The 25,378-nt window shown below is 43.2% G+C and carries 21 protein-coding genes; 9 read left to right on the top strand and 12 right to left on the bottom strand.

Annotation, left to right across the window (positions count from 1 at the left end; translation table 11 throughout):
• Positions 1-16: 16 nt before the first annotated feature.
• The 3 genes from BMW86_RS01880 to BMW86_RS01890 all read right to left on the bottom strand — a co-directional run bounded on the left by BMW86_RS01880 (position 17) and on the right by BMW86_RS01890 (position 2,656).
• The gene (locus tag BMW86_RS01880) at positions 17-1,456 is read right to left on the bottom strand and encodes a 3-keto-disaccharide hydrolase (protein ID WP_089778426.1); all 1,440 of its coding nucleotides are present in this window, start codon (positions 1,454-1,456) and stop codon (positions 17-19) included.
• Between the two features lie 186 nt (positions 1,457-1,642).
• Positions 1,643-2,242: a class I SAM-dependent methyltransferase gene (locus tag BMW86_RS01885; protein WP_089778427.1), complete on the bottom strand. Its 600-nt coding sequence runs from the start codon at positions 2,240-2,242 to the stop codon at positions 1,643-1,645.
• A 6-nt stretch (positions 2,243-2,248) separates the two neighbouring features.
• Positions 2,249-2,656: a glycine cleavage system protein H gene (locus BMW86_RS01890; RefSeq protein WP_089778429.1), complete on the bottom strand. Its 408-nt coding sequence runs from the start codon at positions 2,654-2,656 to the stop codon at positions 2,249-2,251.
• A 304-nt stretch (positions 2,657-2,960) separates the two neighbouring features.
• On the opposite strand from BMW86_RS01890, the gene BMW86_RS32700 reads away from it, so the two are divergent.
• Positions 2,961-3,113, top strand: coding sequence for a hypothetical protein (locus tag BMW86_RS32700; RefSeq protein ID WP_177189125.1), 153 nt, complete (start codon positions 2,961-2,963; stop codon positions 3,111-3,113).
• A gap of 33 nt (positions 3,114-3,146) precedes the next feature.
• On the opposite strand, the gene BMW86_RS01895 is transcribed toward BMW86_RS32700, so the two are convergent.
• A complete protein-coding gene (locus BMW86_RS01895) occupies positions 3,147-3,980 on the bottom strand; it encodes a 3-keto-disaccharide hydrolase (protein WP_089778432.1) in 834 nt (277 codons plus the stop codon).
• Positions 3,981-4,068: 88 nt separating this feature from the next.
• On the opposite strand from BMW86_RS01895, the gene BMW86_RS01900 reads away from it, so the two are divergent.
• Together BMW86_RS01900 and BMW86_RS01905 are read left to right on the top strand one after the other, a co-directional pair.
• Complete coding sequence (locus BMW86_RS01900; protein ID WP_089778434.1) at positions 4,069-4,791, top strand: SRPBCC family protein; 723 nt, start codon at positions 4,069-4,071, stop codon at positions 4,789-4,791.
• Between the two features lie 63 nt (positions 4,792-4,854).
• A complete protein-coding gene (locus BMW86_RS01905) occupies positions 4,855-5,157 on the top strand; it encodes a YtxH domain-containing protein (RefSeq protein ID WP_089778436.1) in 303 nt (100 codons plus the stop codon).
• A 66-nt stretch (positions 5,158-5,223) separates the two neighbouring features.
• On the opposite strand, the gene BMW86_RS01910 is transcribed toward BMW86_RS01905, so the two are convergent.
• From BMW86_RS01910 to BMW86_RS01920, 3 genes are all read right to left on the bottom strand, one after another.
• On the bottom strand, positions 5,224-6,465 hold the full coding sequence (locus tag BMW86_RS01910) for a TlpA disulfide reductase family protein (protein ID WP_089778439.1): 1,242 nt from the start codon (positions 6,463-6,465) through the stop codon (positions 5,224-5,226).
• Between the two features lie 110 nt (positions 6,466-6,575).
• Positions 6,576-7,253 carry a YggS family pyridoxal phosphate-dependent enzyme gene (locus tag BMW86_RS01915; protein ID WP_089778441.1) on the bottom strand — a complete coding sequence of 226 codons (678 nt, stop codon included), beginning with the start codon at positions 7,251-7,253 and terminating at the stop codon, positions 6,576-6,578.
• Between the two features lie 58 nt (positions 7,254-7,311).
• On the bottom strand, positions 7,312-8,451 hold the full coding sequence (locus BMW86_RS01920; protein ID WP_089778443.1) for an acyl-CoA dehydrogenase: 1,140 nt from the start codon (positions 8,449-8,451) through the stop codon (positions 7,312-7,314).
• 284 nt (positions 8,452-8,735) lie between these two features.
• On the opposite strand from BMW86_RS01920, the gene BMW86_RS01925 reads away from it, so the two are divergent.
• Entirely contained in the window at positions 8,736-9,683 is a 948-nt protein-coding gene (locus BMW86_RS01925; protein WP_089783519.1) for an arginase, read from the top strand.
• On the opposite strand, the gene BMW86_RS01930 is transcribed toward BMW86_RS01925, so the two are convergent.
• Together BMW86_RS01930 and BMW86_RS01935 are read right to left on the bottom strand one after the other, a co-directional pair.
• Complete coding sequence (locus tag BMW86_RS01930; protein WP_089778445.1) at positions 9,684-12,290, bottom strand: MGH1-like glycoside hydrolase domain-containing protein; 2,607 nt, start codon at positions 12,288-12,290, stop codon at positions 9,684-9,686.
• Between the two features lie 10 nt (positions 12,291-12,300).
• The gene (locus BMW86_RS01935) at positions 12,301-13,386 is read right to left on the bottom strand and encodes a DUF3810 domain-containing protein (protein WP_089778447.1); all 1,086 of its coding nucleotides are present in this window, start codon (positions 13,384-13,386) and stop codon (positions 12,301-12,303) included.
• Between the two features lie 16 nt (positions 13,387-13,402).
• On the opposite strand from BMW86_RS01935, the gene BMW86_RS01940 reads away from it, so the two are divergent.
• Positions 13,403-14,281: a fructosamine kinase family protein gene (locus BMW86_RS01940; RefSeq protein WP_089778449.1), complete on the top strand. Its 879-nt coding sequence runs from the start codon at positions 13,403-13,405 to the stop codon at positions 14,279-14,281.
• Here BMW86_RS01940 and BMW86_RS01945 read toward each other — a convergent pair.
• Positions 14,278-16,317 (bottom strand): PAS domain-containing hybrid sensor histidine kinase/response regulator, encoded by a 2,040-nt coding sequence (locus tag BMW86_RS01945; RefSeq protein ID WP_089778450.1) that lies wholly within the window; start codon positions 16,315-16,317, stop codon positions 14,278-14,280. The two genes, BMW86_RS01940 and BMW86_RS01945, sit on opposite strands and share 4 nt — an antisense overlap.
• A 143-nt stretch (positions 16,318-16,460) precedes the next feature.
• On the opposite strand from BMW86_RS01945, the gene BMW86_RS01950 reads away from it, so the two are divergent.
• From BMW86_RS01950 to plsX, 3 genes are all read left to right on the top strand, one after another.
• Complete coding sequence (locus tag BMW86_RS01950) at positions 16,461-16,997, top strand: YceD family protein (RefSeq protein ID WP_089778452.1); 537 nt, start codon at positions 16,461-16,463, stop codon at positions 16,995-16,997.
• Between the two features lie 84 nt (positions 16,998-17,081).
• The gene (gene rpmF, locus BMW86_RS01955; protein ID WP_012793868.1) at positions 17,082-17,276 is read left to right on the top strand and encodes a 50S ribosomal protein L32; all 195 of its coding nucleotides are present in this window, start codon (positions 17,082-17,084) and stop codon (positions 17,274-17,276) included.
• A 46-nt stretch (positions 17,277-17,322) separates the two neighbouring features.
• The gene (plsX, locus tag BMW86_RS01960; RefSeq protein ID WP_089778453.1) at positions 17,323-18,264 is read left to right on the top strand and encodes a phosphate acyltransferase PlsX; all 942 of its coding nucleotides are present in this window, start codon (positions 17,323-17,325) and stop codon (positions 18,262-18,264) included.
• Positions 18,265-18,417: 153 nt separating this feature from the next.
• On the opposite strand, the gene BMW86_RS01965 is transcribed toward plsX, so the two are convergent.
• Both BMW86_RS01965 and mazG read right to left on the bottom strand, forming a co-directional pair.
• Entirely contained in the window at positions 18,418-22,185 is a 3,768-nt protein-coding gene (locus tag BMW86_RS01965) for a sensor histidine kinase (protein ID WP_089778455.1), read from the bottom strand.
• Entirely contained in the window at positions 22,186-22,950 is a 765-nt protein-coding gene (gene mazG, locus BMW86_RS01970) for a nucleoside triphosphate pyrophosphohydrolase (protein WP_089778457.1), read from the bottom strand. It lies immediately after the preceding gene.
• A gap of 107 nt (positions 22,951-23,057) precedes the next feature.
• Between mazG and BMW86_RS01975 the strand changes: the two genes are divergently transcribed.
• Positions 23,058-25,313, top strand: a complete 2,256-nt coding sequence (locus BMW86_RS01975; RefSeq protein ID WP_089778459.1) for a Tex family protein — start codon at positions 23,058-23,060, stop codon at positions 25,311-25,313.
• Positions 25,314-25,378: the final 65 nt, after the last annotated feature.

The following is a 25,378-nucleotide window of genomic DNA, read 5'->3' on the forward strand; positions in this document are numbered from 1 at the left end:
TGCAATAGTCAAAAGATTAGAAAAGGATGGAATAACTCAGTTTACTGCGTACCGGAATAATCAGCTCTTTCAGGCCATCAGCATCGCGGATGACAGGCTTTTCTCCACCGGCATCTTCCAGTTGCAGGTAATATGATTTTCCATCGATGATATACATATCCTTTGAAAGCGCTTCTATCGTACGGCCCTGTGCCAGCTTCGCATACAAACCATCTACCGGAGCAGCTACAGTGAGTTCGCGATGTACACCATGACCTTCTGATATTACACGTACCGCATCTGTAACTGCAGCGCCATACAGGAAGTATTTAAAAGTGGGACGGTCTTTATCATCCAGCACATATCCTTTAGGACGGTAACCTGTACCAGTGGTATCGGATAACCAGGCCGCTTCAGCAGAAGACAGCTTAGCCAGCGTAAAAGCAGGTGTACCCAGGTACTGCACCATACCACGAGGACGGGAGCATCCATTGCCCCTGTCGTGCCACATAGAAGTAGCATCCAGGAAACCACCACGCCATACCTGTACCAGCATCCCCCTGTCCATATCATAGGTGTAATGCACGTTTTCAGGGCTACCTACAGAAACAGCATGCACGATACGGGTGCCGGGAACATCCATAAAGCTGCGCAGAATGGTATTTACTGGCGCGTCTACCAGGATAGGATCTGTTTCATCACGACGGTTGGCATCTCTTTGTTTGCGGGGCTGATCTGCTTTAGTGATACTGATATTGCGGAAAGCAACAGCACCATGATCTCCCTGTAAACGTAAAGGCCCCAGCGCTTTTTCTTCACTGGCAGAACCACGGGTAGGTCCCAGCAGTTCTACGTCTTCGTGAATAGTAACGCCATTCAGTTCCACCAGCAGCATTCTTGCATTTTCTGTTTTGTGACCAGCGGCATCGAAGCGGGGCGCCTGAAAAGAAATTTTCATATGCTGCCAGAGACCGGGCGCACGGCTTACATTGTAACGGGGAGCATGTCCGTCGTATCCCTGCTGACCGGCAGGACGACTATCATCCCAGCGTTCGTAGATACCACCGTTATCACCGGATTTAGGGGTAGTAACGGACCAGCTGTCCAACAGCTGGATTTCGTATCTGCCTTGCAGATAAATACCGGAATTAGCGCCTGGCGCCATCATATAATCCAGTTCAATGTCTACGTCTCCGTATTCAGCATTTGAGAAGAGATCCTGACCAGGGTGTGTTTTATCCGGAACATTCAGCAATACACCTGTACCGGTGCCGGCTTGCAGCACATCGGGTTTTTCTAAATTTGCGATAGCATCACCTGCTATACTCCAGCTCTTTCCCGGATCATGAAATGAGGAAAGGTCCTGCAGAGGAACTGACTGGCCCGCAGCAGGATTGACAACAGCCATTCCCATGCCACAGAGGCACAGGAAGCCCATCAAAGACCGGCTTGCATGATTTTTCGATCTAAGTACCATAACGTTAAAATGAGTTAAGCCAAAAGAAAAAATGAAAAGTTGAGACCTTCTGACGAGTGCTAATATATAAATAGTTTATTGGCAACGCAAGAAATTGGTGCAGAAAAAAGGATGAACGGGAAAAACAATTTTAAATGGAATGTTAATACAGTCAAGGATTCCAGGGCGGAACACCTATAAGCAGTGCTATCTTTTTATATAACTTTTATAGAGGAAATCATCTGAGGCATCTACCAGTTGATAAGCATTTGGGACTTCATCACCCAGGCTGTGGAAAGTAACAAGACGTGTACCGGCGGGACGCATTTCCAATGCGCGTGACAGGTATTTTGAGTAATAGACATACAGGCTGGTGGAATATTCTATTTCATGGTCTATACGGTCTCCTTTATCAAGATTTTCAAAGAAGGAGTTATAGAAATAGAAACCATCATAATCGTCCAGATTCAGCTGTGTGAAGTTGCCATGAATAAAATGGGCGTTATTTACTTTGAGGGCATCCTGGGCGTCCAGGGCATAGTTATGGAGTTCCTGCCGTTGTTCCACCCCATAAAAGGTGGCCGCAGGGTAATATATAGCACCTACCAGGCAGAATTTACCTACACCACTACCGATATCCAGGATCTTCTTTTTCTCTCCCTGAGAAAGGAAATGTGCAGCTTTGCGGGCTACACTCATGGGCGTCCAGTGCCGCTTTGACAAAAGTTGTATCCTTTCGGGATACAACCAGTCAAATGCAGCATCAGTATTGTAGGGGTTTTGCGCTGTAGGATTTAACTTCTGCATGTGTAATTACAAAGCTACTACGGGCACTTTGATTAATTTCTGGTATTCTTCGGGCTGAAGAAGACCTTCCCTGTCCTGAAATTTAGAAGGGGTGATGAAAAATATCCACCCACGGTCCTGAGGACTTTCAAGAATCAAGTCCAGGTTATTGGTCAATCTGATGTTCGGTCCGAGAAACTTACACTTCACCGGAGCATTCACGGGGATGATTTCATCTCCTGAATAGAGGTTTGCTATCAAGGTCCCTTTTTCAATGGAGCCCTTGTTATTGAACCATTTAACACTATCAATCTTTTTTATTCCTGCTAATTTAAAGGCGGACAAGCCAATAAAACCAACAGTACCATTAAAATCGATCCACTCATGATCTTTGGTAAAATGAATGCGTGGTCTGGAAATAGTTGACATATTCATCCTGCAAAGGTAACCTTAGTATTGCAACTTAGCGCTGATATATATCACCTCCCCTTTTTATCAATTATTTATAATATGAGTTGAGCCAGGCTCTTCCTGACAAATAAGTAGGATTTTAGCCATAAATAGCCTTTCTGAGGTCAAATTTGGCCATTTTTGCGCCAATATGAGCAAAAACCTTTTTAGGAAAAGAGCGGTCCCATCCGGCATATTTCTCTTCAAAAAGGGAGTATAAGCAGCCAATCCGGGGAATCACAACTGTTGACGGGCATGTTCTTTGTTTATGTTACCTAAAACCTACAACATGAAATATATGAGATTTTTGCCCGTGTTACTGCTGCTGATATTGGGAGCCAGTTGTGTGCCGCCACGTAATGCTCCACGTCCGCCGCATCCGCCAAGGCCACCTCATGGTGTGCAGTTTAATCATGTGATTGAGCGGCCGGTAATGGTATAGATATTAAAAAGGCTGACGATTGTCAGCCTTTTCTTATTTCGTTTCCTGTTGGAGTTTTCTGATGATGGCATCCAGTTTTTTAGGATCGTGTACATATGGGGAAAGGTCGAACAGCGCAACTTTCCGGAAGTCTGTAGGATGGCTTTCACTTTGTAAAGAGATAGTACCTTCCTTTAGTAAACGTCCATCCTGTAGCAATGAAGGATCTGCATTTGAAACGTTACCCCCTCCTACCTGTGGTTTATTGTATACAAGTACGGTGTCTTTGAATACAATATGTTTGATAACGGAATCCCCGAGTACAAGTGCAGAAGCACGTACCCACTGGTCGCCATGATATGTTTTAGAGGTAGATGTAATGCAATGTTCTGTAATCAGTTTACCATCGATGACAACGTTTGTACCTGGTGTACAAAGGTTAGAGGTAGGCCTTTCATCTTTGCCATTACCACCCAGGAGCTGTTCTTCGAGAGAAATGGGGAAGTCCTGATCTTTGCCCATGCTGGCAGCTGTTTGCCCCTGTAACATTATACCATTATTGCGGATAGCCCATCCCGGACCACCCGGCACCTGTTCTCCCACAAAACGGTATTCTACCACTATCAGATAAGCAGAGAATTGTTTTCTGTAGAAGATATGCCCGTATTTTTCGTCGAAGTTTTTGTAGTGGTCATACCTTACTTTCAGCAGTCCGTTTTCTACACGGAAAGTATTTCCGAAGTTATCATTGAGGTCATGTCCTTTTATCTTGATATCCCAGTTTTTGAGATCTTTCCCGTTGAATAACTGAATCCAGCCTTTCTGTTTTTGCTGTGCCATGCCTGTCAGCGCTACCAGGAGGAGTCCACAGGTGAAGAGTTTTTTCATACGTCTGTATTTTTATGGCCTTTAAGATAGCGTTTGTATCTGAGATAGTTGGCATGTAATTGGGGACATTTTATAAATAAACATTGTTATGAGTACATACAGCAGTTTAAACGGACACGGCGAACCCCGCGCCACAGCTTTATATGAGAAATCCAATATCCTCAATGTGAGCAAACCGGGACGTATTGCCTCAATAGTAAGCGGAGCTATGTTAACCACTTCCGCCATCAGTAATGTTGATAAACATCCATTCCGCAGTTTGCTGCGCTTAATTACCGGCGGGTATTTACTCTACAGGGGTATTTCCGGTAATTGCCCTGTATCTGCGGCAGCATCCGGGAAACGACTGGGGGATGCTCATGCAAAGGCGCTCAATATCCGGAAGAAATTAATAGTAGATAAACCAAGAGCAGAAGTATATGCATTCTGGCGTCAGATAGATAATCTCCCTCTTTTTATGAAACATATCGCTTCTGTGGATGTATTGGATAGTTATCATTCCCATTGGGTAGTTACAGGCCCTGCGGGTATTGGTAAAGTGGAATGGGATGCTGAAGTAATTAAGGAAGAACCCGGTAGTTTAATCGGATGGCGTTCTGCTGCTGGTTCCGATATTGTAACTGCAGGCAGGGTAAATTTCAGTGATGTGCCTGGTGGTACAGCAATTGAAGTAAATATTACTTATCGTCCGCCGGCAAGATATGTGGGTAAAGGATTAGCCTGGTTACTGAACGGTGCTTTTGCAAGAATTGTTGAGAAAGATATCCTGAGCTTTAAACATTTTGTAGAAACAGGTGTAATCACTATTTAGTGTGGCCTAATTATTGGAAAACAGTACCAGATTATATTTGTATAACCTTAAAAACCATTTTTTATGAGTACGGCAAAATTATTATGCGGAGCATTGGCAGGGGTTGCTACAGGGTTAGTGCTGGGGATTCTCAATGCACCAGATAGTGGAGCAGAAACCAAGAAAAAGATTAAACGGTCCGCTCATCATTTTCAGGGCCGTATCAGCAGAATATTGGGGAAAGGTGTAGATGGATTAAGTGAGTTGAAATACATTTTCGAAAATGAAGCGACAGGCTTGAAAGATGATGCCCGCGAACGTATTATGACACTGATAAATGAGAGCATTGCACATTATAGCAAGTTCAAAAAAGAAGTAGCTGGTTAAATATTGATGGCAAAGCGACAATAAAAAAAAGAGGCAGTGATATGATCACCGCCTCTTTTTTTATGCTTATTTTTCCGCCAGTAAATCATCTACCAGCTTATTATATTCCTTTTTAAACTCTTCGTAGTGAGTACCTGTTCCAGGGCCATTAAAGCCAGTGTGTACTTCTCTTACAATTCCTTTTTTATCTATGAAGATAGTAGTAGGAAATCCTTTGATACCTGTTAACTGAGGTAATGATTTTTCTGTTTTTTGCGGATCTGAAGGCGTTACTCCGGTAATTAAAACAGGGTATGATACATCAAATCTTTTCAGGAATCCTTCCAATGCTTTTTTAGATTTTTCAAAGTCGGTAGTACGTTCATAAGATAATCCTATTACCTCTACTCCCCTGCTCTTATTTTGTTTGTACCAACTGGACAGAAATCCTGTTTCATCCATACAATTGGGGCACCAGGACCCCATCAGGGTAATTACCACTACTTTATTCTCAAAGCGTTTATCATGAATGCCCACTTTCTTTCCGGTAAGATCGGGGAAAGAGAAATCGAGGCGATTATTACCCGGTTTTACAGTAGCCAGTGTTCTTTCATCCGGTAAAGCGGCCTTATCATCTTTCTGAGCTGTCCAGCCTTCTCTGCCATCACCAATACCGGCATAGAACACCCCGTTTTCCAGGGTATTATTGTTTACCAGTGCGGTGAAGTAATAGGCATGAGAACCATCAAATGTAGAAAGTTTGAGGGTATCGCCGTCTACAATGCCTTCCAGAAAGCGGTAATCTCCGGTAGAAGTGAGGAAAGTCCCATAGACGGTGTTGCCTTTTTGTTTAAACTCTCCTACTGCAAAGGAAGAATCTTTGCCTGGTGAGACGAAATAGGTGGACCAGCGACCTGTTATATTGTTTTTAGCAGCCTCATGCTGCTTAAAGCGTTCTTTTATATTGTATACTGCGGAGAAAGGGATGCTGACATCATTATTTGCGAGATGGCGGGTCCATGTACCGGCAATTTCGCCATTGGGGCGAAATGCGGCTTTAAATTCGGAATCGAAGAAAGGCATTTTTATGAAGATCGAATCTCCTAATACTTTTACGTCGTCTACCAGGAGACGGTCGTGGGCATTTAAGATGTATATGATCTTTTTCTGCGCGCTGTCTTTTACTTCAAAATTAAAGATGATATCGGCTCCGTCTTTGCGGTGCAGGCGAGCCTGCCAGGTACCTTTTTCTAAATCCCATTTTTCAAGTTGCAAGCCGAAAGTGAGTGTTGGCACGGCTAATAATAAAAATAAAAATCTCTTTACCATATATCCTATTAGATCAGTAGGGTAAAGATAAGAAATACTTTTCAGACTGCTGTAGTGGTTTTAGGATGGATAGATTGAAGGGGGTTTTGCAGGGCTTCGCCCTGCACCCATCAGATTCTCGCCCCAAAAAGCATACTACCTATACGTACCATAGTACTCCCCTCTTCCAGGGCTATAGTATAGTCGCCGCTCATGCCAATAGAAAGTTCGTTGAAAGTATCCTGATCCGCAAAGAAACAGGCTTTAAGGCTTGTCTGAAGACTTTTGAGATGATTAAACTCTTTCCTTACCTGCTCCAGGTTATCTGTGTTGGTCGCCATGCCCATCAGGCCGGCAATACGGATATTAGGAAGATCTTGCTGCTGCTCACGCCATTGTTCCAGCAATTCTTCCAGTTCTTTTTCGCTGAGACCGAATTTAGTTTCCTCTTCAGCTATATGTACCTGTAACAGGCATTCGATAGTACGATTAAATTTAACAGCCTGTTTATTGATCTCTTCCAGCAGTTTCATGCTGTCTACCGCATGGATCATAGTAACAAAAGGGGCAATGTATTTTACCTTATTACTTTGCAGGTGCCCTATAAAATGCCATTGAATATCTGTCGGCAATAAGGCCTGTTTCTCCTGTAGTTCCTGTACGTAGTTTTCGCCAAAGATGCGCTGCCCAAGGTTATATAATGCCTGAATATCTGCCGCAGGCTTTATTTTACTTACCGCTACCAGCTTTGCATTATAAGGTTTAAGCTGTTCTTTGATCTTGTTATAAGCTGATAGATTGACTGACATAGTTCGACAAAAATAAAGGTTTTTAGGTGCAGGGCTTCGCCCTGCACCTAAAAACTTATTAGCTGAGGATAGCCCTGCTGATAACAATACGTTGTACCTCGCTGGTGCCTTCATAAATCTGCGTGATTTTAGCATCCCGCATCAGGCGTTCTACATGATATTCTTTCACATAGCCATAACCGCCATGTACCTGCACAGCTTCTGTAGTCACCCACATCGCTGTTTCAGAGGCAAAAACCTTTGCCATGGAGGCGCTCAATGTATAATCAGCATGATTATCTTTATCCAGCGCTGCTTTAAAGCAAAGCAGGCGCGCTGCTTCTATACGCGTAGCCATATCTGCCAGCTTAAACTGGATAGCCTGGTGCTGACTGATCTCCTTACCAAACGCTTTACGCTGTTTGGAGTATTTCAGCGCCAGTTCATAAGCGCCACTGGCAATACCCAGTGCCTGTGAAGCAATACCAATACGGCCACCTCCCAGGGTTTTCATCGCGAATTTGAATCCAAACCCATCTTCCCCTATCCTGTTCTTTTTAGGAACAATCACATCCTGGAACATGATGCTATGTGTATCACTGCCACGAATCCCCAGTTTGTTCTCTTTAGCGCCTATTGTAATACCGGGTGTGTTTTTCTCTATTATTAATACGTTGATACCTTTACTGCCTTTTTCGGGGTTAGTCTGGGCAATAACCAGGTATACACTGGCGCTGCTACCATTGGTAATCCAGTTTTTGGTACCATTTACGAGGTAATGGTCGCCTTTATCTTCTGCCAGGGTACGCTGGGAAGTAGCATCAGAACCTGCTTCCGGCTCACTAAGCAGGAAGGCGCCGGTCATCTGACCGGTAGCCAGAGGCACTAAGTATTGTTGTTTCTGTTCTTCAGAGCCAAAGGTTTCCAGGCCCCAGCAAACCAATGAATTATTTACACTCATGCATACTGAGGTAGAGGCATCTATCTTGGAAATCTCTTCCATGGCCAGTACATAAGAGATAGTATCCAGTCCGGCCCCACCGTATTTCGGATCAACCATCATCCCCAGAAATCCTAATTCCCCGAGTTTTTTGATCTGTTCTGCAGGATACTGTTGTTTTTCATCGCGTTCAATTACACCGGGTAATAGTTCGTTAACGGCGAAATCTCTTGCCGCTTTCTGGATCATGAGGTGTTCTTCAGTGAGTTGAAAGTCCATAAATTGTTTTTTGGTGCTGTGAAAGGACAGGAATGTGTTTTAACGTGTTTTTGTATACCAATCCTCTCAAATTAGCATTTCAGCCTCTACTAAAAAAATGCATCCCGTAAAATTGCACGTTATCCATCATTATCCTTGAAATATTAAAGATTATTTGAAGATACAGCATCCTTATTGCAATTGCTTTAGCGTTTATGCCTGGGGAGTATACGCCTTAACAGTCCGGTAACCAGGGTGTTCTGTTAAAATCCATTAGATTGCTGATTCAGGAAGAACAACCTTTTATGAAGAATATTAAGATCATTGAGGTAAAATCGGAAATAGGGGCAGGAACACGCGGCGCGAGCCTGGGTGTAGAAGCTATCAAAATTGCAGCGCTTGATTTTATGAGCAACTTTTTTGTGCATTTCCCTACAGAAACGATAGAAACAGAGAACAAACTACTGTTTGAACCTATTGAATCACCCTATGCCAAACGTATTAAAGGTACCCTTACCTTATACGAAAGAATCAGCAAAAGTGTAAGTGAAACGATCAAAGCGAACCTGTTCCCGGTTATTCTTTCCGGGGATCACAGCACGGCGGGCGCTACTATTGCAGGGCTAAAGATGGCCCGCCCACAGGCTAAAATAGGCGCTATCTGGATAGATGCACATGCCGATCTGCATACTCCTTTTACTACGCCTTCAGGGAACATGCATGGGATGCCGGTAGCGGTGTCTATTGCGGAAGATAACCTCGACTGTAAAGTGCATGATGTAGATGACCATACACTCAAAGCATGGGATGCACTTAAAAATATAGGTGGTATCGCTCCAAAAATATTACCGGAAGATATCGTGTTCATCTCCCTCAGAGATTATGAGAAAGAAGAAGAACACCTGATTAAGAAATACGGGATGAAGATCATTACTACCAGTGAGGTACGCCGTAAAGGACCAGAGCAGGTAGCCCGCTCCGTATTCCGTTACTTAAGTGATTGTGAGTATATCTATGTTTCTTTTGATGTAGATAGCCTGGATGCCTCTATCTCCAAAGGTACCGGTACCCCGGTAACCAATGGACTGAGAGAAAGAGAAGTGGAGGACCTGATCTCTAAATTCATGCAGCATCGTAAAATATGCTGTTTCGAAATTACAGAAGTAAATCCTACACTGGATAAAGAGAATCTGATGGCAGAAATCGCTTTTAATATCTTACAGAGAAGTGTAAACGTATTATTATTGAATTAATCAGGGATTACTGTTTTTCATTTTGATAAGATTCGCCACAAGCCCTGTCCATCCTGTCTGATGAGACGCGCCTATTCCTTTACCATTATCACCATGAAAATATTCATGAAATAATATCAGGTCTGCAAAGTGCGGATCTTTCTGATATTTTTCATTGTTACCGAATACCGGTCTTTTCCCGTTCTCATCTTTCAGGAATATTTTCAGTAAACGACCGGCCAGTTCTGTTCCCACTTCTTTTAGTGAAATAAATTTACCGGAACCGGTGGGGTATTCTATCTTGAAATCATCTGAATAAAAGAAGTGAAACTTACGCAGACTTTCAATGATGAGGAAGTTCATCTGTAACCAGATAGGGCCACGCCAGTTTGAGTTACCGCCATAAGTATAACTATCGCTTTCTCCGGGAGCATATTTAAGCGTCAGTTCAACACCCCTTTGGGTTATCTTATAGGGGTTATCCTGATATTCTTTTGATAAAGCTCTTATACCATAATCACTCAGGAATGCTGTTTCGTCTAACATACGACTGAGGATCCTTTTCATGCGATGTCCACGGAGTAAACTCAGTAAATGTTTATTCTCTTTTCCTTCTTCGTACCAGCGGGATACCAGCTTGGCCAGGTCGGGCCGGTGCCGTAAGAACCATGACATATGTTCTTCGAAGACAGGGTTCTCCTTTAATGTTTCTTTGGTGATGACTTCTACGGCGAAGAGCGGGATCAATCCCACCATACTCTTTATTTTCAGTTTCACGATACTATTGTCAGACATGCGTATCTGATCGTAGAAAAACTCATCTTCTTCATCCCATAGTCCGCTATCCCCCTCTCCCATACTGGCCATCGCACCTGCTATGTACATGAAGTGTTCGAGGAATTTCGTAGCCATACCGGTGTATGACTTATTGAAAGTAGCCAGTTCCAGAGCGATGTGCAGCATGTTCAATGCATATACCGCCATCCAGCTGGAAGCATCTGCCTGTTCTTCCCGCATACCATCCGGTAATGGTAAACCACGATCGAATATCCCTATGTTATCAAGCCCCAAGAAACCACCTTCAAAAATATTGCTGCCTGTGTTATCTTTTTTGTTCACCCACCAGGTGAAATTGATTATCAGTTTGTGGAAAAGCGTTTCCAGGAAAAAGTAATCCTTCTTCCCTTTGATACTGGCATCCAGTTTAAAGACGCGATATACTGCTCCTGCATGTACAGGTGGATTTACATCTCCGAATGCCCATTCATATGCAGGGAATCCACCGGAAGGATTCATATACCATTCTTCTGTAAGCAATAATAGTTGTTCTTTAGCGAAGTCAGGATCTATCAGGGCCAGGGTTACGCAGTGGAAAGCCAGGTCCCAGGCTGCATACCAGGGAAATTCCCATTTATCGGGAACGCTGATCACATCATCATTATACAATTGCTTCCAATTGCTGTTACGGCCTGTCAGGCGTTCTTTAGGTGGTGTGGGCATAGCAGGATCTCCTTCCAGCCATTGTTTTACCTTATAGCTATAGAATTGTTTATTCCATAGCATACCGGCGAGTGCCTGACGATGTATCAGTCTTTCGTCCTGATCTTTAATATCGGTTTGTAAATCATTATAGAAAATGTTTGCCTCCTTAATTCTCTGTTCGAAGATGGCATTGAAATCTGTTCCGAAATTATCTTTATCTGTCAGCCGCAGGGTAATGGTGTATTCGCCCTGTGCTGGTATGGTGATATCATAATCTATAGCGGCCTTCGTTCCTTCCTTTACAGGGTTGATGGTATTAGTGCCGTGAATGATATAATCATTGATCCCATCTTTTGGATAAGGGGTGTTGCTGGCAACATTGTACAGGCGAACATTGTTTGTTTCATTCTCACAAAACATTATTTTCCCATTACCTTGCTGATGCAGATATTGTACTGCCAGTCTTTCATCTTTCAGCTGTATGCTTTGCTGATTTATCTGCCACATGGCTGGTTTGTAATCGTGCCGGCCCCATACCCATGTATTTCTGAACCATAAAGTGGGGATTACATGCAGGCTGGCTGCTTCATTTGCCCTGTTATGGACCGTTATTTTTATCAGTATATCTTCTACATCTCCTTTAGCGTATTCCACGAATACATCGAAGTATTTATTTTCGTCGAATAGCCCTGTATCCAGTAATTCAAACTCTTCCTCATCCTTACTTCTCCTCGCATTTTCGTCTATTAACCGTTGATAGGGATATTCCTGCTGTGGATATTTATACAGCATTTTCATGTAGGAGTGTGTGGGGGTAGCGTCGATGTAGTAGTACAGTTCCTTTACATCTTCTCCATGATTGCCCTGTTCATTGGTAAGACCGAAATATCTTTCTTTCAGGATGGGGTCTTTTTTATTCCAGAGGGCTAATGAAAAACAGAGGTTTTGTTTATCATCTGATATGCCTGCGATACCATCTTCTCCCCAGCGCCAGGTTTTACTACGGGCCATATCGTGTGTGGTATAATCCCAGGAAGCCCCATTAGCGCTATAATCTTCTCTTACGGTCCCCCATTGTCTGTCACTTACATAAGAACCCCATTTTTTCCAGCCTGATTGTCCTAAACGTTCTTGTTCTGCGTTCATGTCCTGAGATTTATTTTATCTTGAAATAAGCAACGAGCCAGCCCACTACTTCGCTGTAGCTGCGGATCCCTTTCTCCTGTCTGTTAGCCTTGAGATACTGATCATAGATGATAGCGGTGTAGTCGTCTACACGGCTGCGATACTGATCATTGAAGACCCTCAGCTGATGCAGATCGGCTTTTACACCGGGAACTGCCCTTCGCCATAACTGACCAGCCAGGGTGGTATCTTCCCTGCCCAGTTGCCGGATGCTGTACATAAACATCTCAAAGTTAGCTGCATATCGGAAACGTTCATCGGGATAATTGTTAGCTACCAGATATCCGATAAAATTAGCCTCTTCCTCTGGTGCATAACCGACCTGATGAGCAACTTCATGACAGATAGTGAAAGGGTGCAGGAAACCCGGAGTGGTGATATTCACCTGGGCTTCGGCGGTGAAAGGGTTCAGATACCCCCCTACATTCATATAATTCAGCCAGGTACCATACAACGAAGGTTTGATACAAGGGTGTTTATAAGTGACACTGGGCCACTTAGGAGCTGCCAGTGTGTATGCTTCAATGGCTTTTTCAAATAATTTTGCGCTGTCCGGACCAGGGTGGGTAGCCTTTACGGAATCTCCCAGGGCTATTTTATGCTGGTTGAGCTGCACCAGTAAAGTATCTGTGAGACGGTATAACTGGTCTGTATTATAATCACTTACCTGCAGTTGCATATCTTCTTCCAGGGAGTCCCGGTCATAGTTATACCCCCATAGTACAAGAAAGGCCAGGTACAGGCCCAGTATGGCCTGGGTACCTCTTAACAACAAAAATAGCACGTTATACCATTTTGCTTTAAGGATATTATAACATAGTTTTAACAAATAAATACAAGCAGTTATAATCCAGGCGATATAAATTACGTCGCCGATGCTGAAAGGAACTTTCCCCAGTACCTGTCGAAACAACATACTTATTGAAACGTAAAACCTATGAAAGTAGAAACCAGCGAACCTCTGGCTGACTCCGAACAATACTTTAAGCAACAGTATACACGATACGGTGATCAATATACGTACTCCTGTATGCCTGATTTTTGTTTTTGTTTCCATACTAATCCGCGAGAAGATGACAGATGAGATTTTACTGGGCGAACTTGCAACAGCACTTACCTGTCAGTCGGGCGTGAAAATACAGATTAATTACGCAGAAAAAATACCTGGCGGAGATATTAACGAAACGTATAAGCTCTCTACGGGGGAAGGCTTATTCTTTTTGAAGCTGAACAGTTCCCGTAGTTATCCGGAAATGTTTGCCAGGGAGTTTAACGGGTTATCTGCATTGCGTGAGACGAATACCGTGTCGGTACCCAGACCTTTATATCACGGTACGGTAGGCGAAAAAGGTTTTCTGCTGACGGAGTTTATGGAGAAAGGGGGCGCTAATCCCGACTTCTGGGAGAATTTTGGCGCGAGCTTATCGAGAATGCACAGGAATAGCCAGCCTCATTTCGGTTTCCCCGAAACGAACTATATCGGAACCATGAAGCAGTATAACTCGCCTTACAGCAGTTGGTCTGTGTTTTATGCATTTAACCGTTTACAGCCACTGACAAGGGCAGCTTATGATAAACATCTGCTGGACAAGGACATGGTGGAGAAGATGGAGAAGTTGTGGCGGCATTTACCCAATATTTTCCCTGATGAACCGCCTGCATTGCTGCATGGGGATTTATGGTCGGGGAATTTCATGGTAGGCAGAGATGGGAAAGCCTGTATTTATGACCCTTCTGTGTATTACGGGAACAGGGAGATGGATCTGGCGATGGCCAGGTTGTTTGGAGGTTTCGATACCCGTTTTTATTATACTTATGAGGCGATGTTCCCGCTGGCACCTGAGTGGAAACAGCGGATAAGTGTATGTCAGCTCTACCCCCTGATGGTGCATCTGTTATTGTTCGGAGGTAATTATCATAATAATGTGAAGGAGATCCTGAATGCTTTTTAGTTAGCGCTACCGCTTTCCAGTTCTTTCATACGTTCGTATTCTTTTTCTATAATCGGATAGAATTTTTCAAGATCAAGGGAAATATTCCTGAATAGTGTATCCACATCTTCCAGAGGGGGGATGGTATTGTTATTCAGTGTATTCTCGAGTTGTTGCATGTTACTGCTGATCCAGGTAAGACCCACCATGGCAAAGTTCGGTTTCAGTTTATGTACCTGGAATTTCAGTTGTTCCCAATCCCTGTCAGTAACGAGTTTCTTGATTTTAATCATTTCATCCTTTACTGTTTTCAGAAATATTTCAAACAGGTCAGCAGCGTACGAAATGTTGTTCTCGTATAAAGTATTGAGATACTTTACGTCCAGTTCGTCATGAAATTCGAATCCGTCTATGTTTGTAGCTTCTTCCATTATTATTTCTGTTTCATCATCATTCAGATATTTATTAAGTACCTGTAACAGCTGGTCCGGTGTGTAGGGCTTTGTAAGGATATCTGTGATCCCTGCCTGACGGGCCTGTGTAAAGGTACTTTCCATGGCAAGTGCGGTGGTTGCAACCAAAGGCGTTGCCACATTTGGCTTATCCTCATCTTCCCTGATCTTTATGGCCAGTTCCAGGCCATTCAGTCCCGGTATACGAATATCCAGCAGTACGAGGTCGTATTGCCTGGAGTCCAGAAAATAAAGCGCATCAGGACCATTTGTAGCCAGCTGGTGATGGATGTTGTATTTCTCCAGCAGGCTGATGATGTATCTCAGATTCATGGGATTATCCTCTATGACAAGGACTTTAGCTCCTGAGAAGTTGGCTTTTCTGCTCTGACTACCGGCACCTGCCACCTGTGTGGCCGACTTCTTTGTATTAATGAAAGGCAGATTGAAAGAGAAGCAGGTACTGAAACCCGGAACATCGATCACCTGGATGGTACCCCCTTGTAATTCAACGAGTTGTTTGGAGATGGCGAGACCCAGGCCAGTGCCTCCGTATTTTTCTCTTATTTCCTGTTCGGCTTGTTTATAGCTGCGGAAGATGAGTTCTAACCTGTCTTTCCTGATCCCTATACCGGTATCACATACTTTGAACTGCACCCAGAGTTTGTCGTCCTGCCAGCTTTCCAGTGTCACTTTAATGGCAATTTCCCCTTCTCTGGTGAACTTCTCTGCATTACCTAACAAATTCATGAGGATTTGGTTCAGTAACATATCATCCCCTACCAGCAGGTTTTGCAGTTCCGTGTCTATAACAGCGGATATTTTAATGGGTCGCTGCCCCATTTTCAGTTCGAAGGTATGGCGTAGCGACTGTATAAGTTCTGTAAGATTGAATTCCCGCTGGTTCACCTGGAGTTCCCCTGCTTCTATGCGGGAGATGTCCAGGATATCTGATATCAGCCCCAGCAGGATACCCGAAGAATGTTTGAGGATATTGATATAATCCTGTTGTTCATCCCGCAGATCGGTTTCCCCCAGCAGGTGGGTCATACCTATAATAACATTCAGTGGGGTACGGATTTCGTGGCTCATGCTGGCCAGGAATTCCTTTTGGGCCCCCCTGGCCTCTTCAGCCTGGTTCCGGGCTTTTTCCAGGTTGGACTTCATCATTTTGTGCCTGGAGACATCTACTATCTGCCAGATACTACCGTTGAAGCGGCGTTTATCAAGCAGGGGGATATAACTTACCTCATATATACGGTTATCTGTAAGGACGAGTTCAAGGCCCTGGCAGGGTTTCTTCTTTTTACGAAGGTCTTCCATCCTGGTAATGAACTCTTCCGGGTGCAGCATCAGGGTGGCCATATGTGCCATCACTTCTTTAAAGGGTTGGCCTATGATAGCAGAAGCATCTGTATCAGCATCCCTCAGGAATACATTATTACACCAGATGAAGCGGTGAAGAGCATCAGTGAGCAGGATGCCAGCATTACTGTTTTGCAGGAAAAGGTTGATGGGCAATGAAAAAATAGCATGGTCCGCAACTGCGGAGTTGTTGGCTATGGTTTGCTTTTGTGTAACTTTGTTGGTTTGGGCTTTTGCCATTATTCATTTACCAGCTGGGGAAAGTACATAATTACTACATACAATATATAAATATACATATTGAGAATCAACAAAATTAGGAAATTTTTGCAATTGCGAATATTTAATTACCTTTGCATCCCTCTAAAAGTGAGGATTTTTTTATGAAACCACTCCGTGAATTTGAGATTGCCTTTGTGGGGCTAAAACCCGGAGAGCATACATTTCAGTACCAAATTACGGATAGTTTTTTTGAAAACTATGGTCCGCAGGATTTTACGAATTGTGAGGCTACGGTGAAGCTGTTATTGGAAAAGAATAACAATTTCTTCCTGCTCAAATTTGAGATCGGCGGTAAGGCAACTGTAAATTGTGATCGGTGCGGGCAACCATTTGTGTTACAATTGTGGGATGATTTCAACCAGGTAGTAAAGCTGGTTGACAATCCTGAGGAGATGATTGATGAGGAAGATGCAGATGTGGCGTATATCTCCAAGACGGAATCCCATTTAAATGTGGCCGAATGGATTTATGAGTTCATCAACCTGAGTATACCCATGCAGCGTATCCATCCGGATAACAGCGATGGGAAGAGCGGTTGTGACCCGAAAATACTGGAGATGCTGGAGAATATGAGTCAGCAATCCGGAGAAAAAGACAATCCAATCTGGAAAGATTTAGATAAGTTCCGTCAGAATTGATAATTTTGCGCTCCGTGAGGCTTGACATTGCCGTAAATGGCGGGCAAACAAACATTTAAACACAGACAATTAAAATTAAATAAAATGCCAAATCCGAAACGCAGACATTCTCAGCAAAGATCAGCAAAGAGAAGAACGCATTACAAGGCCTTCGCTGATACTTTAAGCACCGATAGCGCTACCGGCGAAGTGCACCTGAGACATCGCGCTCACTGGGTTGAGAACAAACTGTACTACAGAGGTAAAGTAGTATTGGAAAAACAAAGCAGCACTAAATAATTTTACTATTTTTACCCCCGACGCAAATCAGACAAATCTAAAGTTCATGAGAATCGGGCTCGATATGATGGGTGGCGACTTTGCACCCCTGGAAGCAGTAAAAGGAGTAAAAGTATTTTTAGAATCTGGTGCTACAGATGTACATCTGGTGCTTATTGGTGATGAAGTGGCTTTAGCCCCTTTATTAGCAGAAGCACAGTTAGACCAATCAAAATATTCAGTTGTTCATTCATCCCAGGTAATCGGGATGGATGAACATCCTACCAAAGCACTGAAGGAAAAACCTCAGTCTTCTATCAGTATTGGCTTCTATCTTTTGCAGAACGGCAAAATAGACGCCTTTATCAGCGCCGGTAACTCCGGAGCTATGATGGTTGGTACCGTTTACACCATTAAAGTAATTGAAGGTATACAACGTCCTACAATTTCCACTCTTGTTCCCCGGGACGGCAGTGGTTATGGAGTATTACTGGATGTTGGTATCAATGCGGACTGCAAACCTGAGAACCTGGTACAGTTTGCTGTATTAGGCGCTCTTTATTCCAAACATATCCTGAATAACGCTAATCCTACCGTAGGATTATTGAATATCGGAGAAGAGGAAGGTAAAGGTAATCTGTTGGCGCAGGCAACCTATCCGTTGCTGAAGGAACATCCACAGCTGAACTTTATTGGTAATGTGGAAGGACGGGATATTTTCACTAACAAAGCAGATGTAATTGTTTGTGAAGGTTTTACTGGTAATGTGGTGCTTAAAATGGCTGAGTCAATTCATGATATGGCGGTAAGACGTAATATCGATGACGAGTACATGCACATGTTTGACCATGAGACCTTTGGCGGTACTCCTGTACTGGGAGTTAATAAACCAGTGATCATTGGTCATGGTATAGCCAAATCAGTAGCCTTCAAAAACATGATCACACTGGCACAAAAAGTACATGAATCTAAACTTGTGGACAAGATCCGTGAGAGCTTAGTGAAATAATTACTTCCTATTAAAACCTAAAAGGTATTCGATACCGGTTGTTGAAAGACAGCCGGTATTTTTGTTTTATAACGGATTGAGTTTGAGATAAAGGAGATTGCCCAAAGCTCCTTCGGAGCTTTGGGGGAGTTATGAGAGGCCCTAACGAGCCTCTCACACCTGTTCTTTTATTAATGGGAGTTTGACGTAGAAAGTAGTCCCTACTGTCAATTGTGTTTCAAAACTGATTTCCCCATGCGCCTGCTCCACAATGTTTTTACACATAGCCAGGCCAAGGCCGGTACCGGAATTCTTTGTAGTAAAGTTAGGTACGAAGATTTTAGACTGGATCTCAGGAGGAATACCATCCCCGTTATCTGATACACTGATCACCACCCAGCCCTGCTCTACCTCATTCATACTAATATTCACCTCTCCTTCCCTGTCTTCCGGAATAGCCTGGATAGCGTTCTGCAACAGGTTGGTAAACAGCCTGTTCATCTGCGTCTTATCCGCAAATACATAAAAGGCATGCCCCGGTGGATTAAAGTGAATATTGCAGTTCTGATGGCTCTGGTAGAGGTCCTTCAGAGAATGCAGTACTTCATTTAAGAGCAATACCTCATCATTAGACTCATCAATCCTGGAGAAAGCAGAGAAATCTGATGCAATATTTGAAAGATGATCTATCTGTTCTACCAGCGTACGCGCCACATTATGAGACAGTTGCTTTACATTAGGTGCATCATTGTCAATAGCCCGCTGTAAATACTGGATACTCAGCTTCATCGGTGTAAGCGGATTCTTGATCTCATGGGCTACCTGCCGGGCCATTTCCCTCCAGGCTCCTTCCCGCTCACTCTTCGCCAGTCTGGCCGCACTCACTTCCAGTTTGCGCACCATCTTGTTATATTCCTTTACCAGGGCGCCTATCTCATCATCCTTAGACCATTCTATTTCATCATTCTGTTGTCCCAGACTCACATGCCGGAGTTTCTCCGTTACCAGGGAGAACGATTTGGTGATAGAATTAGTGATCAGCAAAGCCAGTAAACCAGCTATCAGGAAGATAAATGCATTAAAGTTAATCAGCGCTACCAGGAAATTGGAAATCTGCTGATTTAGTTCTGTCTGTGTAGCAAAGTAAGGAACGTTCAGATAAGCAAAGATTTCCCCGTTACTGCGCAAAGGAGCATAACCAGACAGATAGTTCATAGAACCGATCGTTTCCCGCTGAATCCACTGGATTTTCTGTTCCCTGTATAAATGCAGATAAGCATCAGGATTGATCTTCCTGGATAACAATCCCTTTTCGGTAATTAAAGGCTGGGTAGTAATCTGCAGATTACCATCCCGGTCATACACGTTGATATCCAAAGCACGGTCATCTGCAATTTCACTGATAGCCGAAGAAAGACTCGCCTGGAAAATAGGATCATAGAGATCATCCAGATCATCAAACATCCTTTGGGTGGAAAATACTTTCTCTACATCATGGGTTACTTCGTTAATAGTATGGCTTAATCTCTCCTTATTCTCTCTCTCTGAACGATCTATAAAAAATAATATCGTAGTAAGACCTAAAATGATAAAGGCAAATACGACAATAAAAATGATAGTACCGTGTACCTTTTTACGAATACTGATGTTAACCAGCGCTTTGAGATTCCCGATACGCATACGTGCTTTAACAAGCAGATCAAGCACCCGGTAGATAACAATGATCAGCAGGAAAAGACAAAACATGTAGGCAAAGAGGGTGATAAACTCCACAAAACTCCTGTTCTCCTTGACGACTATCACTACTTTATCCCTGGATGCTTTGTAGGTCATCTCTGAAAAACCGTTTACGGAGCGAATCGCTATCTCTTCTTTGGGTAAATCCGATGTATACAATTTTACCTCAAATGGATAATCATTATTGTTGATCACCAGTTGCCCCTTATCATATATAGCATATGAATACGGAACAGAAGATTCCTTTTCCGGATCATATATCTCTCCATCTACTAATAATTCCGGGTAAAGACGTTGTGTATTTACCACTGCCGGTGTTAACTCATACACCAGGTAACCGGATTTTATCCCATTACGATAGAAGTCTTTCCGGCCTATATAACTGAAGTCGTTGAAACCACGTTCATTATAATAAAGATCATTACCTATCAGTTCCGACTCCACCAGCATACGCCTGCTAAGAATAGAGAAACTACTGGTATCTCCCCCATAAATCGGCATTCCATTTTCATCGAATGCATAGAAAGTAACGTTAAAGCGCCCCAGATATCCTTTGAAATATTTTTGTTTGAGTTCATTTTCCAGCATAGCCCTGGGCATGTTGCTCACGTTGTTCTGCTGGAAGAATAATTGCAGCAGTTCATCATTCTCCATCTGTTTCGTCACATCCGTCAGCAGCATCTCCAGGTAAGGATCTTTCTGCTTCGATAACTCTATGGCCATCCTCTCACGCAATGAAATCTCCTTTTGATCATTATAATATACCAATACCGCTGAAGTGGTAATCGTTAATAAAAACAACCAGAAAAGAAAAGGTACCGTGGCCAAACTATTCTCAAAACGAACAGACAAAATATCAAGTAGTACAACGTATAATATCAGCCATACTACCAACACTACCGAGTAATAGATTTCCTGGTTGTGAATCCTGAATAACAACCATACAATCCCTACTACTGCTACGAAAATGTACTTGGTACGATGTCGGAAATTCGTCAGCTCGTTCAGCAGGTAGTTAATGATCTGTGAGAAAAACAGAAAACTAAAGGAGATAAATCCGAGGATGATAAATCCTATAATACTGTATTCATTCAGGCTGAAAAAGTTAGCTACATCGAAAGAGATCTTGGAGTCGATTACAAGACTCTGGATTAATTCCGAGAGGAATTGTCCGACGATATACATGAGTAAACTGGCCAGTATAATGACCAGTCTTTGCTGCCATAAGTTCTTTACTACCGGCGGTTTAATGGTTTTTACGTGTTCACGGAAAAACAGTAATAACCAGAATGTAAGTAATACGTTCAATAAGAGATCGCCCAATGAGCGGAAGATCTCATCTTTCGCATAAATGAGCGGAGTGAATATATTGAGTTCGCGTAAGTTAAAAGGGAATGGATATAAATAACTGAGAATACGGAAGAAGAAGATCACCCCAAACAGGAAAAGAAACCCGTAGAGCGGGTTCTTTTGCTTTGCGAGCATGGCCGCAAACAAGTTGATAAATATGAGTACACAGATACAACCTAATACACGTAAAATGACACTGAGGATGTTGGGCGGACCAGCATCCATTGTTCTGTCATAGTTCAGATAAAAGAGTATTAGGTTCTGGCCGTTTAAAACGGGAATACCTTTGGGGCGTAAATTAATAGAATATTCAGGCCCCAGCGCCGGTTTATCATAAAAGTGATCTACCAGGTAGTTGTTGCTGATACTGTATTCCATCATCACCGGGATGGCACCGATAAGGTATCTGTCGTGGCTATCCCTACTTCTTATCTTTTTACAGATCATCTCATAATACCCGTTCTTCAACTTTACGAAACGGGTACCAGGGACAAGAGGTGCCTGCTTCTCTTCCGGCTGTACTAGGTTGGTACTCCAGTATACAAGCCAGCGACCGGCAGAACTGCTATCGTATGCAAATACGTAGAAGTCCTGGTTGTCCAGGAGTTTTACCTCTTTTTCATTATATTTTCTTGCAAAAATATCATTGAGTAATACAGAATCTCCTGTAAGTTCTATGAATGATTGTTCCCGTTGACGGATACTTTTTTCCAGGCTGCGTTTTACTCCCTGCGGGGAAGAATAGTACGACCAGTAATTGCTGAAAAGAAAGGAAAAAGTAAATAACCAGGCAGCAATAATCAGCAGGTATCCATGCCGGATGAAGAAAAGTCTTATTTCTTTTATATCTAACAATTATTCAGTTTTTTTTGCTTCGTTCCAGAGTTCATCCATTTCCACCAGTGACATTTCATCCAGGGATTTCCCTTTTTCAGTAGCCATTTTTTCTATGTATTGAAAACGGCGGATGAATTTTTTATTGGTACGTTCCAGTGCATTTTCTGCATCGATGTGTAAGAAACGGGAATAGTTAATTAAAGAAAACAGCACATCTCCGAATTCAGCTTCTATATCTTTCTCTGTCCCTTTTTCTACCATCTCCTGTAATTCATCCATCTCTTCCTTTACTTTATCCCATACCTGCCGGCTATTCTCCCATTCAAATCCTACCTGTTTGGCTTTGCCCTGCAATCTCATGGCTTTTACTAATGCAGGAAGTGCTTTGGGTACTCCACTGAGAACAGAAGTTTTTCCTTCTTTTAATTTTATTTTCTCCCAGTTTTGTTTCACCTGTTCTTCGTTATCCACTTTTACATCTCCATAGATATGTGGATGCCTGGTGATCAGTTTTTCACAGACCCCGTTAATAACGTCTTCAATGGTGAACTGTTGTTGTTCCGTACCGATTTTTGAGTAGAAAACGATGTGAAGAAGCAGGTCGCCCAGTTCCTCTTTCATTGATTTCCAGTCTTCATCGGTGATGGCATCCACCAGTTCATATAATTCTTCAATTGTTTGTTGTCTGAGGGTATGGATGGTTTGTTTTTTGTCCCAGGGGCATTTTTCCCTTAAGTCATCCATAATATGTAACAATCTTTCAAAAGCCGCATTATTTTCCATTTGTCAAATATAAGGTCCAAAGCGGTAAGGCTGCATGTGAAGATGTTAATTTCTTTTTATGAACGGATAGGCCAATTTAGTTACATTTGCCGACTAATTTTCAATTCATGAATACCAAACACATTGCGCTTATTTCAGCGGAGCTGAACATCGCGGCGCGACAAGCGGAGAACACCATGAATTTGCTGGCGGAAGGGTCTACGGTCCCTTTTATCAGCCGCTACCGCAAGGAAGTGACAGGTAGCCTGGACGAGGTACAGATAGGGCGTATCGAGGATTTACAGAAACGATACAAAGAGGTGGATGAACGCAGGGCCTACATCATCAAAACTATTACGGAACAGAACAAAATGACCGATGAACTGCTGGAGAAACTGGAGCAATCCTGGGTGATAGCAGAACTGGAAGATTTGTATCTCCCATATAAGACCAAACGTAAAACCAGGGCGACTGTGGCCATTGAAAAGGGCCTGGAACCATTGGCGAAACTGATCTTTGAACAATCTGAGAATGCACCACAATCCGTTGCAGAACAATACCTTAACGAACAGGTAGCGTCTACAGAGGAAGCCCTGAAAGGTGCCCGTGATATCATGGCAGAGTGGATCAATGAAAATGCAGAGCTGCGTGATAAAATGCGTAAACTATTTACCCACACTTCCAAACTGACGTCCAAAGTGATAGAAGGTAAGGAAGAGGAAGGTAATAAGTATAAGGATTACTTCGACTTCAACGAAGAACTGCATACCATCCCTTCTCACCGTGTGATGGCCATTTTACGTGGGGAAGCTGAAGGTTTCCTGTACGGTACCATCAATCCGGAAGAGGAAGATGCAATGGATATCATGCACAGACAGTTTGTGACTGGCAACAACGCCAGCAGCGAACAGGTAACCAAGGCAATAGCCGATGCTTACAAACGATTGCTGCGCCCATCTCTGGAAAATGAGTTCAGGGCAGTAGCGAAAGAAAAGGCTGATGCTGAGGCGATTGACGTGTTTGCTGAGAACCTGCGTCAGTTGTTGTTAGCTGCGCCATTAGGGCCTAAGGGAGTTATTGCGGTGGATCCGGGTTACAGAACTGGTTGTAAAGTGGTAGCGCTTGATGATCAGGGGAATATGCTGGATAATGATGTGATTTATCCCCTGGAAAAAAATTACAAGAGAGATGATGCAGAAGCCTTATTGAGAAAATGGGCTCAAAAATATAACACCGAAGCCATTGCCGTAGGTAATGGTACAGCAGGCCGTGAAACGGAAGAGTTTGTGAAGAAAATTGATTTTGGCAAGAAGATCAATGTGTTTATGGTGAATGAAAGCGGCGCTTCCGTTTACTCTGCCTCTGAAGTTGCAAGGGAAGAGTTCCCTGAGTATGATGTTACCGTGCGTGGCGCTATTTCTATCGGTCGCAGGCTGATAGATCCCCTGGCTGAGCTGGTAAAGATAGATCCTAAAGCGATTGGCGTTGGTCAGTACCAGCATGATGTGAACCAGTCCAACCTGAAACAGAGCCTGGACAGAGTGGTGGTAAGCTGCGTGAATAACGTAGGTGTGAACCTGAATACAGCCTCTAAACACTTATTAGCGTATGTATCCGGCTTAGGTCCTTCCCTGGCGGAGAATATCGTGAAGTACAGGAAAGAGAATGGTGCGTTCAGCAACCGTATGCAGCTGAAAAAGGTGACCCGTCTGGGTGAGAAAGCGTTTGAACAGTGTGCGGGCTTCCTTCGCATTGAGAACGGAGATAACCCACTGGATAACTCAGCAGTGCATCCGGAACGTTATAAGCTGATAGAGTCAATGGCCAGCAAACAGGGAAGTTCCATACAGGACCTGATGGCAAAAGAAGATTTACGTAAGAAAATCAATCCGAAGGAATATGTGAGTGAGGAAGTAGGTTTGCTGACACTGGAAGATATTCTGAAAGAGCTGGATAAACCTAGTCGTGACCCCCGTGATGAGATTGCTATCTTTGAATATGCAGACGGTATTCGTACGATGGAAGACCTGAAAGTAGGTATGACATTGCCGGGTGTGGTGACAAACATTACCAATTTCGGTGCTTTTGTGGATGTGGGAGTGAAACAGGATGGTTTGGTGCATATCTCTCATCTGAGTAATAAGTTCATTACCAATCCCAACGAAGCGGTGAAATTGAACCAGAAAGTAACTGTGACAGTACTGGAAGTAGATCCTTCAAGAAAGAGAATTTCTTTATCTATGAAGGATAATGAGGCCCCTTCTGCTGGTCCTCGCAGGGAGAATAATAGTAATAAGAAGCCTTCTTCTTCTAAACCTGCTGCTCCTGCGCCAATCAATGATTTCCAGGCGAAGCTGAACGAGTTGAGAAAGAAATTTAATTAAATAGTTTTTAGCAGGCCTGGTGGATATTCCACCAGGCTTTTTTCTTTTATCTCTTAATTAGCGGT

The sequence above is a fragment of the Chitinophaga sp. YR573 genome (assembly GCF_900110995.1).
In the GTDB taxonomy this organism is placed as follows: Bacteria; Bacteroidota; Bacteroidia; order Chitinophagales; family Chitinophagaceae; genus Chitinophaga.

Bases quoted from the DNA above. Each gene is read 5' to 3' on its own strand.
- BMW86_RS01880 (WP_089778426.1), bottom strand. From the start codon at position 1,456: ATGGTACTTAGATCGAAAAATCATGCAAGCCGGTCTTTGATGGGCTTC.
- BMW86_RS01885 (WP_089778427.1), bottom strand. From the start codon at position 2,242: ATGCAGAAGTTAAATCCTACAGCGCAAAACCCCTACAATACTGATGCT.
- BMW86_RS01890 (WP_089778429.1), bottom strand. From the start codon at position 2,656: ATGAATATGTCAACTATTTCCAGACCACGCATTCATTTTACCAAAGAT.
- BMW86_RS32700 (WP_177189125.1), top strand. From the start codon at position 2,961: ATGAAATATATGAGATTTTTGCCCGTGTTACTGCTGCTGATATTGGGA.
- BMW86_RS01895 (WP_089778432.1), bottom strand. From the start codon at position 3,980: ATGAAAAAACTCTTCACCTGTGGACTCCTCCTGGTAGCGCTGACAGGC.
- BMW86_RS01900 (WP_089778434.1), top strand. From the start codon at position 4,069: ATGAGTACATACAGCAGTTTAAACGGACACGGCGAACCCCGCGCCACA.
- BMW86_RS01905 (WP_089778436.1), top strand. From the start codon at position 4,855: ATGAGTACGGCAAAATTATTATGCGGAGCATTGGCAGGGGTTGCTACA.
- BMW86_RS01910 (WP_089778439.1), bottom strand. From the start codon at position 6,465: ATGGTAAAGAGATTTTTATTTTTATTATTAGCCGTGCCAACACTCACT.
- BMW86_RS01915 (WP_089778441.1), bottom strand. From the start codon at position 7,253: ATGTCAGTCAATCTATCAGCTTATAACAAGATCAAAGAACAGCTTAAA.
- BMW86_RS01920 (WP_089778443.1), bottom strand. From the start codon at position 8,451: ATGGACTTTCAACTCACTGAAGAACACCTCATGATCCAGAAAGCGGCA.
- BMW86_RS01925 (WP_089783519.1), top strand. From the start codon at position 8,736: ATGAAGAATATTAAGATCATTGAGGTAAAATCGGAAATAGGGGCAGGA.
- BMW86_RS01930 (WP_089778445.1), bottom strand. From the start codon at position 12,290: ATGAACGCAGAACAAGAACGTTTAGGACAATCAGGCTGGAAAAAATGG.
- BMW86_RS01935 (WP_089778447.1), bottom strand. From the start codon at position 13,386: ATGGAAACAAAAACAAAAATCAGGCATACAGGAGTACGTATATTGATC.
- BMW86_RS01940 (WP_089778449.1), top strand. From the start codon at position 13,403: ATGACAGATGAGATTTTACTGGGCGAACTTGCAACAGCACTTACCTGT.
- BMW86_RS01945 (WP_089778450.1), bottom strand. From the start codon at position 16,317: ATGGCAAAAGCCCAAACCAACAAAGTTACACAAAAGCAAACCATAGCC.
- BMW86_RS01950 (WP_089778452.1), top strand. From the start codon at position 16,461: ATGAAACCACTCCGTGAATTTGAGATTGCCTTTGTGGGGCTAAAACCC.
- rpmF (WP_012793868.1), top strand. From the start codon at position 17,082: ATGCCAAATCCGAAACGCAGACATTCTCAGCAAAGATCAGCAAAGAGA.
- plsX (WP_089778453.1), top strand. From the start codon at position 17,323: ATGAGAATCGGGCTCGATATGATGGGTGGCGACTTTGCACCCCTGGAA.
- mazG (WP_089778457.1), bottom strand. From the start codon at position 22,950: ATGGAAAATAATGCGGCTTTTGAAAGATTGTTACATATTATGGATGAC.
- BMW86_RS01975 (WP_089778459.1), top strand. From the start codon at position 23,058: ATGAATACCAAACACATTGCGCTTATTTCAGCGGAGCTGAACATCGCG.